The organism is Bordetella sp. (assembly GCF_057362025.1).
Genome location: NZ_JBMQQZ010000080.1, coordinates 87092 through 100437, shown reverse-complemented (window position 1 = coordinate 100437; position 13346 = coordinate 87092). Strand labels below are relative to the sequence as shown.

Below are 13346 nucleotides of genomic sequence, written 5' to 3'. Positions count from 1 at the left end.
TGTTGCTCGAGAGCAATACGGATCAGATGACTACGCTCAGGCTGAAAAAACCACGGCCGTCGCCGTGCGCGCTGAGCGAGGCCTCGATGCCGGCACTGGCGCGGCGCGCCAGGTCTATCAGGCCAAGGCCGGCGCCGGTGGAGGCGGACGGATCGCGCGGCTGGCGCAACTGCGTTTTGTAGGCCGCCTTCAGTTCGGCCTTGTCCATCGCCGCCAGCTCGCGCACGCGTTCGACCAGGCGTTCGCCATCGGGCAGCTCGACGCGATTGCCCGCGCTGACGGTATAGCGTCCCTGCTCGTCGCGGGCGATCACGACGGTGGCCGCCGCGTCGGCGTCGCCGTAGCCCTGCTGCATGGCGTACTGGCGGATATTCTGCGTCATCTCGATATAGGCCGAGAACACGTCCATGGCTTCCGCGGGACGCGCCATCTGCGTTTCCAGGTAGTTCTTCAGCGCGTTGCCGATCTCCTCGATAAGACTGCGGGAGATGGGCCCGTTGAAGCAAAGCAGCGTGCGGTCCTGGTTGAATCGCTCCCGCAGCGCGTAAAGGTCCGATGCTTTCATGGGTGTGGGTCTGGAAAGTTATTCGAAGCGAAAGGAAAGTATGGTGATGTCGTCGCGTTGCGGCAAGTCGCCTCGGTATTCCTCCAGGACCCTGTCCAGCGCCTCGGCCTGGGCGCCCAGCGGCAGCCGCGCCATCTCTATCAGCGTGCGGGTGAAGCGTGTGCTGCCGAATCCGAAGCCGTGGTCGCCGCCCGCCTGGTCCAGGAAGCCATCGGTACTCAGGTAGAACGTCATGCCCGCGCCCAGGGGCAGGCTCAGGTTGGCGTACTCGCCCTGGCGCTTGTCGCCCAGCGCCCGGCGCGCGCCCCGATGCTCGCGGCAGTCCACGCCGTCTGTTTCGTACAGCGAAATCTTCGCGCCGGCGAACAGCAGCTTACCGGACGCGCGGTCAATATAGACCAGACCGGCGTCGGTGTTGGTCGCCAGGGCGTGCGGTACCTGCATATCGGCCAGCATCGCCCGGATGGCGGCGTCGGTGCGCGCCAGGATGGCCGCCGGATCCGACGGCCCGATCTCGGCAATGGCCACGTCCACGGCGGCCCGCACCAGCATTGTCATCAGCGCGCCCGGGACGCCATGCCCCGCGCAGTCCATCACGCCCAGCAGGCAGTTATCGCCATCGGCGCGGAAGACATAGAAATCGCCACCCACCACATCGCGGGGTTTCCACATGACGAAGTGATGCGTTCCCAGCGACTGCGCCATCTGGCGGCGCGGCAGGATGGCCTGCTGGATCAGGCTGGCATAGTCGATGGAGTCGCCGATCTTCTTGTTGGCGCTGGCCATGGCCAGGTTGGCGGCTTCCAGCGCGCGCGTGCGCTCGCGCACCTTGCTTTCGAGCTCCTGGGTATGGGTTCGAACCTTTTCCGCCATCACGCCGAAGGCCCGGCTGAGATCGCCGATTTCATCGGCGCCGCCCTTGGGCAGGCCCACATCGTAGCGGCCATCCGCGATGGCGCGCGCCGACTGCTGCAGTTTGCGTATCGGCCGCAGCACCAGTCGGTTGACCGCGTAGCCGAAGGCGGCCAGCAAGCCGCCGATCAGCAGCACCACGGCCGCGGCGGCGGGCCACAGGCCGGCGGTGTCGACGATGCGCGCCGCGTGCAGGTCCACGGCGGCCAGCACATACCAGTGCAGCTCCGGCACATACGACACCGACATCAGCTGGCGTTTGCCCTGCAGGCGTACCCAGATCGCCTGCGCGGCGTCCGGCGTTTTCGGCGCATCGCGCAGTGCCTGCTCCAATGCGGCACGGCCGGCCTCGTCCTGGATCAGCGTGAATATCCGCCCACGCTTGCCGTCCTCGACAGCGCCGGAGTTGTAATCGATCAGCGCCGGATCCGGGTGCGCCTGGATGCTGCCCTTGTCGTCGATGATGATGGGCGTGACGCCGGGTTCGCCGCTGCCGACGAATTCATGCAGGAAGTCGCTCAGGTCCAGGCTGGCGCCGCCGATGGCCAGGGGCTTGCCCTGGTCGCGCACGATCACATTGAACCAGACCCGGGTGACCTTGAGCTTGCCATCGGGATTGACGTTGATGTTGTAGTCCGCGCTGGACCGCAGGCTGTCGTAGAACCAGCGGTCTTCGGGGTCGCCGGGATGCAGCTGGTAGCGCGGCGCGTCGGAAAACGGCTTGCCGGCCTCGTTGAAGTAATACTTGCCGCTGGCGGCATTGATCAGGAAGTAGGCATGCGAACGCAGCGCGGCGCGGTAGCCTTCCGCTTCCTTGAAGAAGCGGTCGCGCTTGGCGGCGTTGTTTTCGTCCCGCATCCAATCGATGGCCAGTTGCGACTGGACCAGCCGCTGCGACAGCGCGAGCTCGCGTGCAATCGGGGCCAGAATGCGCTGGCGGCTGAGCAGTGCGAAGTTGTCGGCATAGGCGCGGCCGAAATGCTCGCGCACCTGCTCCATGGCGTGCCAACCGAGCAATGCGGTGGGAATCAGCGCCAGCAGGCATGCCAGCACCAGCGCGAGCAGCGATTTCGCCCGCAAACCTAACTTCGCCATGAATTCCTATCCCCTACCAGGCCGCGGGTGCCCCCGGGCAATCAAGACGGCTCTGGTATCCGACCGGCGCCGCAGCCGCGCGTTGGACCACGTACGGTCGACTGTAAGTGTAGAGGGGCGTATCCACCGGATTACCCTTGAAAACAAGGCAAAATTGGCTGCTCCAAGCGGCTTCGGCCGCGTCCGCCCGGCGCTGCAGCGCAACAATACGATGGCGAGCGCGTTTATTTCGAAAATTTTCCCATTGCACCCGGCCTCGATGGCGAAGGTGCCGGGGGGATCACACGCCCAGGTAGCGGCTCCACAGTCCGCGGTCGGCGTCCAACTGGCGCGAATCGCCCGTCCATACGATGCGTCCCCGTTCCAGGATGATGTGGCGGTCGGCCAGGGCCAGCAGCCGCTCGACATATTTGTCGATCACCAGGATGGTCTGTCCGGCCGCCCGCAGGCGCGCCAGGCAGGCCCAGATTTCCTCGCGCACCTTGGGCGCCAGTCCTTCGGTCGCCTCGTCCAGGATGAGCAGGCGCGGGTTGGTCACCAGCGCGCGGCCGATGGCAAGCATCTGTTGCTCGCCGCCGGACAGCTGGTTGCCCATGTTGCCGGCGCGCTCGGCCAGGCGGGGGAAGAGCTCGCAGACGCGTTCGGGCGTCCATGGCGCGGCGCCCGGGACGGTGCCGCGCCGGGCCGTGGCGAAGGCGGTCAGGTGCTCGCGCACGGTCAGATTGGGAAAGCATTGGCGCCCTTCCGGGACTATGGCGATCCCGGCGCGCGCGATGCGGTCGGTCGCCCAGCCGCCGATCTCGCGCCCGTCGAAGCGGATGCCCCCGGCCCTCAGGGGCAACTCGCCGAACAGCGTGCGCAGCAAGGTGGTCTTGCCCATGCCGTTGCGGCCCAGCAGGGTAACCACTTCTCCGGCGTTGACGGACATATCGACGCCGAACAGCACCTGGCTGGCGCCGTAGCCGCTTTGCACGCCTTGCAGATGGAGCATTGCGCCGTCCACGCCCTCGCTCATGTCGCCGCGAGCGGACTTGCGTCCATCTCGTCCCCAAGATAGGCCTGGCGCACCGCCGCGTCATTGCGGATCTCGTCCGGGGTGCCCGTGGCGATGATCCGTCCATAGACCAGCACCGAAATGCGGTCGGCCAAACGGAATACGGCTTCCATATCGTGTTCGACCAGCAGCATGGCGGCGCGTCCGCGCATCGATTCGATCAGGTCCGCCAGCCGCGCGGTTTCGTCCGGCCCCATTCCGGCCATGGGTTCATCCAGCAGCAGCACACTGGGCCGCGCGGCCAGCGCCAGCGCGAACTCCAGTTTGCGCTGCTCGCCATGCGGCAAGGTATCGGCACGGCGGGCCAGTTGCTCTTCGTCCAGGCCGCATTCCCGCGCCAGGGCGTGGGCGGCGTGATACAGGGGGCGATCGGCGCTGCGCGGGCTCCAGCAGCCCAGGCCGCCGCCGTCGTGCGCCTGAACGGCCAGCATCAGGTTGTCGCGCACGGACAGGCGCTTGAATATATTGGTGATCTGATAGGACCGGGAGAGGCCGGCGGCGACGCGCTGGTGCGCGGCCAGATGCGTGATGTCGGCGTCGTTCAGGCAGAGCCTGCCGGCATCTGCCGGCAGCGTGCCGGCAAGCAGATGGATGAGGGTCGACTTGCCCGCGCCGTTGGGCCCGATGACGGCATGGATTTCTCCGGGCATCAGCGTCAGGGACAGGCTGTCGGTCGCCACCAGGGCGCCGAAGCGCTTGACCAGCGTTTGCGCGCTCAGCGCCGGAGACTGGGTCGAGGCCGATGGCGTCGCCGTCGCGGGCGCCGCGGATGAAGCGGGCGCCGCGGCCCGGGCGGGCCGCGCGGCCGCGGCCGGCGCCGTGGCCGGCAGGCCAGTCAGGTCTTCGCCCCGCGGTTTGCCCGCGAACCACGGGGCCGCCAGCCCCGCCACTCCCCGGGGCGCGCCGAATACCACCGCCAGCAACACCAGCCCCAGCGGCAGATGCCAGTACTCGGTCCACATGCGCAGGACTTCTTCCAGCGTCAGCATCAGCGCCGCGCCCGCCAGGCCGCCGTAGCGCAACCCCATGCCGCCGACCAGCACCATAATCAGCAGGTTCGCCGACTGTGTCCAATGCATCAGGTTCGGCGATACGAACAGATTGTTATTGGCCAGCAGCGCCCCCGCCAGCCCGGCCACTGCGGCACCGGCGACAAAGGCCGCGAGCTTGATCCGGTAGACGGGATAACCCAGCGCCACCATGCGCGATTCGTTTTCGCGCACGCCCTGCAGCGCGGCGCCGAAGCGCGAAGCGGTCAACCGGTTCAAGCCCGCCGACAGCAGCAAGAACACCAGCAGGACCACATAGTAGAACGGCAGATCGGCGCCCAGATCGACGCCGGGCAAGGCGGCCGGCCCGGGCAGGTTCAGGCCGTCCTCGCCGCCATACTGCCGCAGCGAAATGAAGACGTAATACAGCATCTGCGCGAAGGCCAGCGTGATCATGATGAAGTAGACGCCGCGCGTGCGCAGCGATATCGCGCCGGTGATCCAGGCCAGCAGCCCGGCCAGTGCCGCCGCCGCGGGCCACACGATGAACGCCGACCGCACGCCCGCCACGCCCAGTATCGCCGCCGCATAGGCGCCCGCGCCGAAGAAGGCGGCATGCCCCAGCGCGACCATGCCGCCGTAGCCCAGCACCAGGTTCAGGCCCGCGCCCGCCAGCGCGAAGATCAGCACCCGGCGCACGAACGAGATATAGAAGTCCAGGCCCATGAAGGGCGCGACCAGCGGGAACAGCGCCAGCGCGGCCACTCCCACCATCGTCCACATCGTTGTACGTCGCATAATCAGCCGCGCGCGGGAAACAGGCCGGCGGGGCGGAACACCAGCACCGCCGCCATCAGGAGGTAGATGGACAGGGCCGCCAGCGTGGGGCCGACGCTCCCGGCCACCGATGGCGCGAAAACCTGGCGCAGCAATAGCGGCAGGAAGGCACGGCCGGCGGTATCGACCATGCCGACCAGCAGCGCGCCGACGAAGGCGCCCCGTATGGAGCCGATGCCGCCGATCACGATGCACACCAGGACGAGGATCAGGATGTCCTCTCCCATGCCGACCTGCACCGCCGTCAGTGGCCCCAGCAGCGCGCCGGCCACCGCGGCCAGCATGGCGCCCAGGCAGAAGACGCCCAGGAACAACAGCGGCACGCGCACGCCCATGCGGGTGGCCATCTGCCGGTTCGATGCGCCGGCGCGCACCAGCACCCCGGCGCGGGTGCGCGTCACGAACAAATAGAGGCCCAGCGCCACCAGCAGGCCGGCGACGATGATCATCAGGCGATACGAGGAATACATCAGGTCCGGCAACAGGCGCACGGGTCCGCTCAGGGCCGCCGGCGTGGCCAGCATGACCGGCGCCGGCCCCCAGATCATCTTGACCAGGTCTCCCGCGATCAGGATGACCGCGTACGTGCCCAGGACCTGCGCCAGATGGTCGCGCACCGCCAGGCGGCGGATCAACACCAGCTCCAGCACGGCGCCGATGATTCCGGTGGCAAGCGCGGCCACGCACACGGCAGCCACGAAGGAACCGGTGCGCTGCATGGTTTCGGCCGCCACGTAGGCGCCCGCCATGTACAGCGAACCGTGCGCCAGGTTCAGGATGTCCATCACGCCGAAGACCAGGGTCAGGCCGGCGGCGATCAGGAACAGCATCAGTCCGAATTGCAGTCCGTTGAGCAATTGCTCCAGGACGAGCGTGTATCCCATGGCGCGGTCAGAGTTTGCACTGGCCGACGTAGACGTCCTGGTAGTGATCGACCGCCTTACCCACCAGCTTGTTGGTCACGCGGCCGCTGCCGTCCTTGTCGACCACGCGCACGTAGTAGGCCTGGATGGGATAGTGGTTGGCGCCGTAGGTGAACTTGCCGCGTACCGACGTGAAGTCGGCCTTGGACAGGGCGGCCACGATGGCCTGGCGGTCGCTGGCCTTGCCCCCGCTCTGCCGGACGGCCGCGTCCATGGCCATGATCGCGTCATAGGCCTGGGCCGCGTACAACGACGGATAGCGGCCGTTGTATTCCTTGCGGAAGGCGGCCACGAAGTCCTTGTTGGCCGGCACGTCCAGGTCATGCGCCCATTGCGCCGTGTTGTACATGCCGATCATGTCGGCGCCGACGGCCTGGATCACATCCTCGTCGGCGGAGAACCCCGGTCCCACCAGCGCGATCCCGCCCTTCAGGCCGGCACCGACGAATTGCTTGATGAAATTGATGCCCATGCCGCCGGGCAGGAAGATGTACACGGCATCCGGCTTGGCGGCGCGTATCTGCGCGAGCTCCGCGGCATAGTCCAGCTGGCCCAGTTTGGTATAGATTTCCTCGGCCACCGGCGACTTGTAGCCGCGCTTGAAGCCGGTCAGTGCATCGCGCCCGGCCGGATAGTCCGGTGCGATGACCAGCATCTTCTTGTAGCCACGGTCGGCCGCCATTTTGCCCGCCACCTCATGGAAGGCATCGTTCTGGTACGCCGTGCCGAACCAGTAGGTGTTGCATTGCTCGCCGGCATACTGGCTGGGACCGGGATTGTTCGACAGGTACGGGACCTTGGCGGCGAACAGCGCGGGGCCGACCGCCAGCGCCACGTTCGATCCGATGGGGCCGGTGAAGAAATCGATCTTTTCGCGCTGGATATAGCGCGTGACCAATTGCCGCGCCTGGTCAGGATTGCCGCCCATGTCCGTCTGCAGGAATTCGGCGGGCTGGCCGCCCAGCTTGTTGCCCAGTTGCTTGATGGCCAGATTGAACCCATCGCGGGCTTCGGCGCCCAGGGCCGAGAACGGTCCGGAAATATCGTTGGCGATGCCGACCTTGATGGTGTCCGCCGCGGCAATGCCGGGCAGCAGCGCGGCGGCCGCGATGAGAGACGGGATGAAACGCATGCGATGCTCCTGGCGCGAGCCGCGCCGGCCGGTTCTTGAATGTTTGAGATGCGGTTCCACGGACCGCCAGCGCCTAGATTCCCCCTGCGCGCTGGCGTCCGACATAGTTTAGGTTTAAAGTAATGTGCGGAACAAGTCTAGGGTTTTTACCAATACCCCCATGGCACCCCTCTATCGCGACTACGATCGCGCCGCGCTGGATATCCAATACAACGCACGCGCCACCGCACCCGATTTCAGCGACATCATGCGCCAGTATGCCGAACAAAGCCGGCACGCGCGCCAGACGCTGCCCTGCGTGACCGACGTGGCCTACGGCGATCACGCCGACGAAACGCTGGACATCTTCCCGTCGGCCCGCCCCGGCGCCGCGCCGGTGTTCGTGTTCCTGCACGGCGGCTATTGGCGCCTGCTGTCCAAGGACGACTCCAGCGCCATGGCGCCCGCGTTCACGCGCGCCGGCGCGGTGCTGGTCGCGGTGAACTATTCCCTGGCGCCGGCGGTCACGCTGGACCGCATCGTGGACCAGATCCGCCGCGCCATGGCGTGGCTGCACCGGAATATCGCCGCGCATGGCGGCGACCCGGCGCGCATCCACGTCGGCGGCAGCTCGGCCGGCGGCCATCTGGCCGGCATGCTGCTGACGGACGACTGGCAGGCGCGCTACGGCGTGCCGGCCGATATCGTCCGCGGCGCCGCGCCCTTGTCGGGCCTGTTCGACCTGACGCCGCTGGTCCACACGCACATCAACGAATGGATGCGCCTGACGCCGGAATCGGCCGCGCGCAACAGTCCGATGCTGCACCTGCCCGCCGCGCCCCCGCCCGTCGTCGCCAGCCATGGGGCAAACGAGACGGACGAATTCAAACGGCAAACGCGCGACTACGTGGATGCGCTGCGCGCCCGCGGCGGCGATGCCCGCTATGTGCCGATGCCGGGCAGCAACCATTTCGATATCGTGCTGCGGCTGAACGATCCCGACGCGCCCGTCACGCGCGCCATCTTCGCGCAGATGGGACTGCATCCGGACGGCGGCGCCGGCGACGGGCATCCCGGCACCTCGGCCCCGGCCGGCGGGCGGCAGCCATGACGCAGCCGCCCGACCTGGAATCGCGGGCCGCGCCGGACGACCATCATGCGCTGCGCCTGTGGCTGCGCCTGCTGACATGCGCAAATCTGGTGGAAGGCGAAATCCGCGGCCGCCTGCGCGCCGAATTCGATACCACCCTGCCGCGCTTCGACCTGATGGCGCAATTGCAACGCGCACCCAAGGGCATGAAGATGGGCGAACTGTCGCGCCATATGATGGTGACCAACGGCAACATCACCGGCATCACCGATCAGCTGGAAAAGGAAGGCCTGGTCACGCGCACCAAGGTTGCTTCGGACCGGCGCACCTCGCTGATCAGGTTGACCCCGCAGGGACGCAAGACTTTCGCCCGGATGGCGCGCGCCCACGAGGCCTGGGTGAAGGAATTGCTGTCGGGTTTGCCGGAAAGCAGCCGCAACGCACTCTTTCAAACCCTGGGAGAGCTTAAACTGCAGGTCGTGGCCAGTCGCGCGCAGGCGCGCTGATTTCTTCAACGATCCGTCAGAACCCCGATGATCCCGGTCGCGCTGCCCGGCGGCAACTTCTACCCCATGCTGGCGGTTTCGCTGGTGTGCCTGGCCACGCTGCTGACCTGGATCGCCGTGCTGTGCACCAACCGGCTGGCCCGGACCCGCCTGCGTGCCCGCCCGCGCAGCAATGCCGTCGCCATGCTGGCCCTGGCCATCGTCGGCGGCATCTTCCCGGCCCGCCTGGCCGTGCACTGGTTCGATACCCGGCAGGCCGCCGCCGACCAGGCGGCCCACACCCTGGTCCTGGATGCTTCCCGGACACTGGCGGGCATCGACATGCCGGCGGGCACGCGCTTGCTGGTCCGCCTGCCCGGCCGGCCGGACACCTTCCAGATGGCGTATTTTCCCCGCCCCGTTCCGGTCGGCGGCATCCCGGTCAACAGCCTGGAACGCTATCTGGCTCAATCCGGCGTGCGGGAATTCCGCGCCACCGGCGCGTCGGGCACCCTGCCGGAAGACGAAAGCGCCGACGGCTGGCGCTGCACCCGCGGCCACAAAGTGGAATTCAAGGCCGACGACAACGGCACGCTGCGCTTCAGCAGTTGCCACCTCGCGGGAGGCAATACCGTGGACGGGCAGCCGCTGCCGGCGGGCACCTGGGTCGCGCTGCGCCACGGGCCGCGCCCGGCTACGGATTTCCAGCATGTGGACGGCTGGCTGTTGCGCACCGACGGCAGCGAACCTTCCATGGTGGCCGGCATGCCGCTGCTGAAGGCGGACCTGCGCCTGGACCGCGCCCGCAAGCTGCTGTGGTTCGAGGGCAGCCTGGGCAAGGAATACACCCTGGGCCCCATGACCTACCCGGCCGGCACGCGAGTGGCGACGGCCAGCGCCACGGTCGCCGGCGCCAGGCCGGGCGACCTGGTTTTCAGTCCGTCGCGCGGGCGTTCCGCCGGCCGCAATGACGGCGACGACGTGCCCTCCGGGCAATCGGTCCTGCAGTCGCCCGACGGCAGCGTGCGCGGCATCATGAGCAACCGCGCCGCCGGCGTTCTGGATGTCGCGTCCCTGGGCACCACGCCCTAGGGCCAAAACGCTGGGATAATAGGCGCCTTCGCCACCGCCGTTCCGCACGGACGGCGATTCGCCCACGCCGGTCCGTCGCATCGGGCCGCCACAGAGACTCCCATGGCCGTCAACCTGAAGATCCCCTCCGAATCCGAAATTTTTCCCGTATCCGGCGTCGACATCGGCGTCGCCGAAGCCGGCATCCGCAAAGCGGGGCGACGGGATCTGACGGTGTTCCGCCTGGCCGAGGGCGCGGCCGTGGCCGGCGTTTTCACGCGCAACCGCTTCCGCGCCGCGCCGGTCCAGGTATGCGAAAGCCATCTGGCCGGCGGCGACGCCATCGCGGCGCTGGTGATCAACACCGGCAACGCCAACGCCGGCACGGGCGCGGACGGCCTGGCGCGGACCCAGGCCACCTGCACTGCCCTGGCCGGCCTGCTGAAGGTCAAGCCCACCCAGATCCTGCCTTTTTCCACGGGCGTCATCCTCGAGCCGCTGCCTGTCGACCGCCTCGTGGCCGGCCTGCCCCAGGCCATCGCCACGCTGGCGCCGGACAACTGGATGAATGCCGCGCACGGCATCATGACCACGGACACGCTGCCGAAGATCTCGTCGGCACGCAGGACCATCGGCGGCCACACCGTTACCTTTACCGGCATCAGCAAGGGTGCCGGCATGATCCGGCCCAACATGGCCACCATGCTGGGCTTCCTGGCCACCGACGCGGGCATCGCCCGGCCGCTGCTGGAAAAACTGACGCGCCAGATCGCCGACCGGTCCTTCAACCGCATTACAGTGGACGGCGATACCTCGACCAATGACTCTTTCATCGTCATCGCCACCGGCAAGTCCGGCCTGCGCGTGGAAAGCGAAAGCGACCCGCACTACGCCGAACTGGCGGGCGCGCTTGGCGACGCGGCCGCCGAACTGGCGCAGAAGATCGTCCGCGACGCCGAAGGCGCCACCAAATTCATCACCATCCGCGTGGAAGAAGCCGGCAACACCGACGAAGCGTTGAAGGTCGCCTATGCCGTCGCCCATTCGCCGCTGGTCAAGACGGCCTTTTACGCGTCGGACCCCAACCTGGGCCGCATCCTGGCCGCCGTCGGCTATGCCGGCATCGACGACCTGGACGTCGGCCGCCTGCGCCTGTGGCTGGACGACGTGCTGGTGGCCACGCAGGGCGGCCGCAACCCCGACTACCGCGAGGAAGACGGCCAGCGCGTCATGAAGCAGGCCGAAATCCTCGTGCGCATCGCGCTGGGCCGCGGGCAGGTTGCCGACACCGTCTATACCTGCGACTTCTCGCACGAGTATGTCAGCATCAACGCGGACTACCGCTCCTGAACGGGTAGCCGATCGCCTGGAACCACTACAGTGACTGTTTCTTCCGAATTCACCACCCTTATCGCCCGGGCCGAGCGCGTCCTGGCCCAGCTCGAAGCCTATCTGCCCCCGGCGCCGCCGGACATCGACTGGAGCGCCCATGCCTTTCGCTGGCGCAAGCGCGGATCGCGCGGCTGGCTGGACGCGGTGCGCCACGTGTCGCGCATCGACCTGGACGACCTGCAGCACATCGAACGCCAGAAAGGCATCATCGATCGCAATACGCTGCACTTCCTGGAAAAGAAACCCGCCAACAATGTGTTGATGACGGGTGCGCGCGGCACCGGCAAAAGCTCGCTGGTCAAGGCCATGCTGGCGGCCTACGCGCCACGCGGCCTGCGCCTGATCGAAGTCGACAAGTCCGACCTCGGCGACCTGGCCGATATCGTCGAAATGGTCGGTACGCGCCCGGAGCGCTTCATCGTCTTCTGCGACGACCTGTCCTTCGAGGAAGGCGAGGCCGGCTACAAGGCCTTGAAGTCGGTGCTGGACGGCTCGGTGGCGGCATCGGGCGACAATGTGCTGATCTACGCGACGTCCAATCGACGGCACCTGATGCCCGAATACATGAGCGAGAATCTGCAGGCCAAACACCAGCCCGATGGCGAAATCCATCCCGGCGAAACCGTGGAAGAAAAAATCTCGCTGTCCGAGCGCTTCGGCCTGTGGCTGTCTTTCTATCCCTTCCGCCAGGACGACTACCTGGATATCGTGCGCCACTGGCTGCGCGAACTCGGTTGCCCGGAAGAACACATCGAATCGTCGCGCACCGAAGCGCTGCAATGGACGATCGAGCGCGGCTCGCGGTCGGGCCGGGTGGCGTATCAGTTCGCGCGCGACTGGGCGGCCCGCCATGTCTGAACAGATCGTCGACGTCGCGGCGGGGCTGATCCTGCGCCGCGACGGCAAGCTGCTGCTGGGCCAGCGCCCGGAAGGCAAGCCGTGGGCGGGCTGGTGGGAGCTGCCCGGGGGCAAGCTGGAGCCCGGCGAGACCGTCCTGCAGGCGCTGGCGCGCGAGCTGGACGAAGAACTCGGCATCCAGGTGACCGCCGCGCGGCGCTGGGTCACCTATGTCCACGCCTATCCCCATACCACCGTCAGGCTGGCATTCTGCCGCGTTACCGGCTGGCAGGGCGATCCGCGCGGCCTTGAAAACCAGCGGCTGGAATGGGTCGACCCGGCCTATGCCGCCAGCGTGGGCGAACTGCTGCCCGCCACGCTGCCGCCGCTGCGCTGGCTGCGACTGCCCGATACCTACGGCATCAGCAATATCGGCTCGCCCGCGGGCCTGCCGGGTTTCCTGGCGCGCCTGCGGCATGCGCTGGACGACGGCCTGCGGCTGGTCCAGCTGCGCGAGCCGGGCTGGCCCGATGGGACGGCATCGGCCAGCCTGCACGAAGCGCTGCAGCAGGTGCTGAAGCTTTGCCGGCGGATCGGCGCCCGTGTGCTGGTGAACAGCGCGCATCCGGAACCCTGGTGGCGGGAAGCGGACGGCGTGCATTTGCGCGCCACCGACGCCGCCGCGCACGCGCAGCGCCCGCTGGCGCGGGACGGCTACTGGGTGGGCGTCTCCGTACATGACGCGCAACAAATGGCGCAGGCGCGCCGGCTGGACGCCGACTTCGCGGTCGTCGGCCCGGTGGCCGAAACCGCCAGCCACCCCGGCCAGGCCGGACTTGGCTGGACGGCCTTCATGGACATCAACCGGGATGCCGGCCTGCCCGCCTATGCCATCGGCGGCCAGGGGCCGGATACCCTGTCCGCGGCCCAGGAACACGGCGCGCACGGCATCGCCGCGATCAGGGCGCTGTTCGGCGCATAACGC

At 67.7% G+C, this 13346-nt stretch carries 12 protein-coding genes and 1 pseudogene; 6 read left to right on the top strand and 7 right to left on the bottom strand.

Annotated features, from left to right (window positions below; translation table 11 throughout):
- Positions 1-22 precede the first annotated feature (22 nt).
- The 7 genes and pseudogenes from siaB to ACO1P8_RS16820 all read right to left on the bottom strand — a co-directional run bounded on the left by siaB (position 23) and on the right by ACO1P8_RS16820 (position 7507).
- A complete protein-coding gene (gene siaB, locus ACO1P8_RS16850; RefSeq protein WP_486297027.1) occupies positions 23-565 on the bottom strand; it encodes a biofilm regulation protein kinase SiaB in 543 nt (180 codons plus the stop codon).
- An 18-nt stretch (positions 566-583) separates the two neighbouring features.
- Positions 584-2572, bottom strand: coding sequence for a biofilm regulation protein phosphatase SiaA (gene siaA / locus ACO1P8_RS16845; protein ID WP_486297026.1), 1989 nt, complete (start codon positions 2570-2572; stop codon positions 584-586).
- 280 nt (positions 2573-2852) lie between these two features.
- Entirely contained in the window at positions 2853-3563 is a 711-nt protein-coding gene (locus tag ACO1P8_RS16840; protein WP_486297025.1) for an ABC transporter ATP-binding protein, read from the bottom strand.
- Positions 3564-3583: 20 nt separating this feature from the next.
- Positions 3584-4345, bottom strand: coding sequence for an ABC transporter ATP-binding protein (locus ACO1P8_RS16835; protein WP_486297086.1), 762 nt, complete (start codon positions 4343-4345; stop codon positions 3584-3586).
- Between the two features lie 114 nt (positions 4346-4459).
- Positions 4460-5413, bottom strand: a pseudogene (locus tag ACO1P8_RS16830) (branched-chain amino acid ABC transporter permease); the annotation flags it as partial.
- Positions 5414-5415: 2 nt separating this feature from the next.
- Positions 5416-6336 (bottom strand): branched-chain amino acid ABC transporter permease, encoded by a 921-nt coding sequence (locus ACO1P8_RS16825; protein WP_486297024.1) that lies wholly within the window; start codon positions 6334-6336, stop codon positions 5416-5418.
- Between the two features lie 7 nt (positions 6337-6343).
- The gene (locus tag ACO1P8_RS16820) at positions 6344-7507 is read right to left on the bottom strand and encodes an ABC transporter substrate-binding protein (protein WP_486297023.1); all 1164 of its coding nucleotides are present in this window, start codon (positions 7505-7507) and stop codon (positions 6344-6346) included.
- Between the two features lie 160 nt (positions 7508-7667).
- On the opposite strand from ACO1P8_RS16820, the gene ACO1P8_RS16815 reads away from it, so the two are divergent.
- The 6 genes from ACO1P8_RS16815 (at position 7668) to ACO1P8_RS16790 (ending at position 13343) form a co-directional block, all read left to right on the top strand.
- On the top strand, positions 7668-8597 hold the full coding sequence (locus ACO1P8_RS16815) for an alpha/beta hydrolase (protein WP_486297022.1): 930 nt from the start codon (positions 7668-7670) through the stop codon (positions 8595-8597).
- On the top strand, positions 8594-9082 hold the full coding sequence (locus ACO1P8_RS16810) for a MarR family winged helix-turn-helix transcriptional regulator (protein ID WP_486297021.1): 489 nt from the start codon (positions 8594-8596) through the stop codon (positions 9080-9082). The genes ACO1P8_RS16815 and ACO1P8_RS16810 overlap by 4 nt, the downstream gene beginning before the upstream one ends.
- A 27-nt stretch (positions 9083-9109) precedes the next feature.
- Positions 9110-10153 (top strand): hypothetical protein, encoded by a 1044-nt coding sequence (locus ACO1P8_RS16805; RefSeq protein ID WP_486297020.1) that lies wholly within the window; start codon positions 9110-9112, stop codon positions 10151-10153.
- 102 nt (positions 10154-10255) lie between these two features.
- The gene (argJ, locus tag ACO1P8_RS16800) at positions 10256-11482 is read left to right on the top strand and encodes a bifunctional glutamate N-acetyltransferase/amino-acid acetyltransferase ArgJ (RefSeq protein WP_486297019.1); all 1227 of its coding nucleotides are present in this window, start codon (positions 10256-10258) and stop codon (positions 11480-11482) included.
- Between the two features lie 30 nt (positions 11483-11512).
- Complete coding sequence (locus ACO1P8_RS16795) at positions 11513-12382, top strand: ATP-binding protein (RefSeq protein ID WP_094843910.1); 870 nt, start codon at positions 11513-11515, stop codon at positions 12380-12382.
- Positions 12375-13343 carry a Nudix family hydrolase gene (locus ACO1P8_RS16790; RefSeq protein ID WP_486297018.1) on the top strand — a complete coding sequence of 323 codons (969 nt, stop codon included), beginning with the start codon at positions 12375-12377 and terminating at the stop codon, positions 13341-13343. Before ACO1P8_RS16795 ends, ACO1P8_RS16790 begins: the two co-directional genes overlap by 8 nt.
- Positions 13344-13346: the final 3 nt, after the last annotated feature.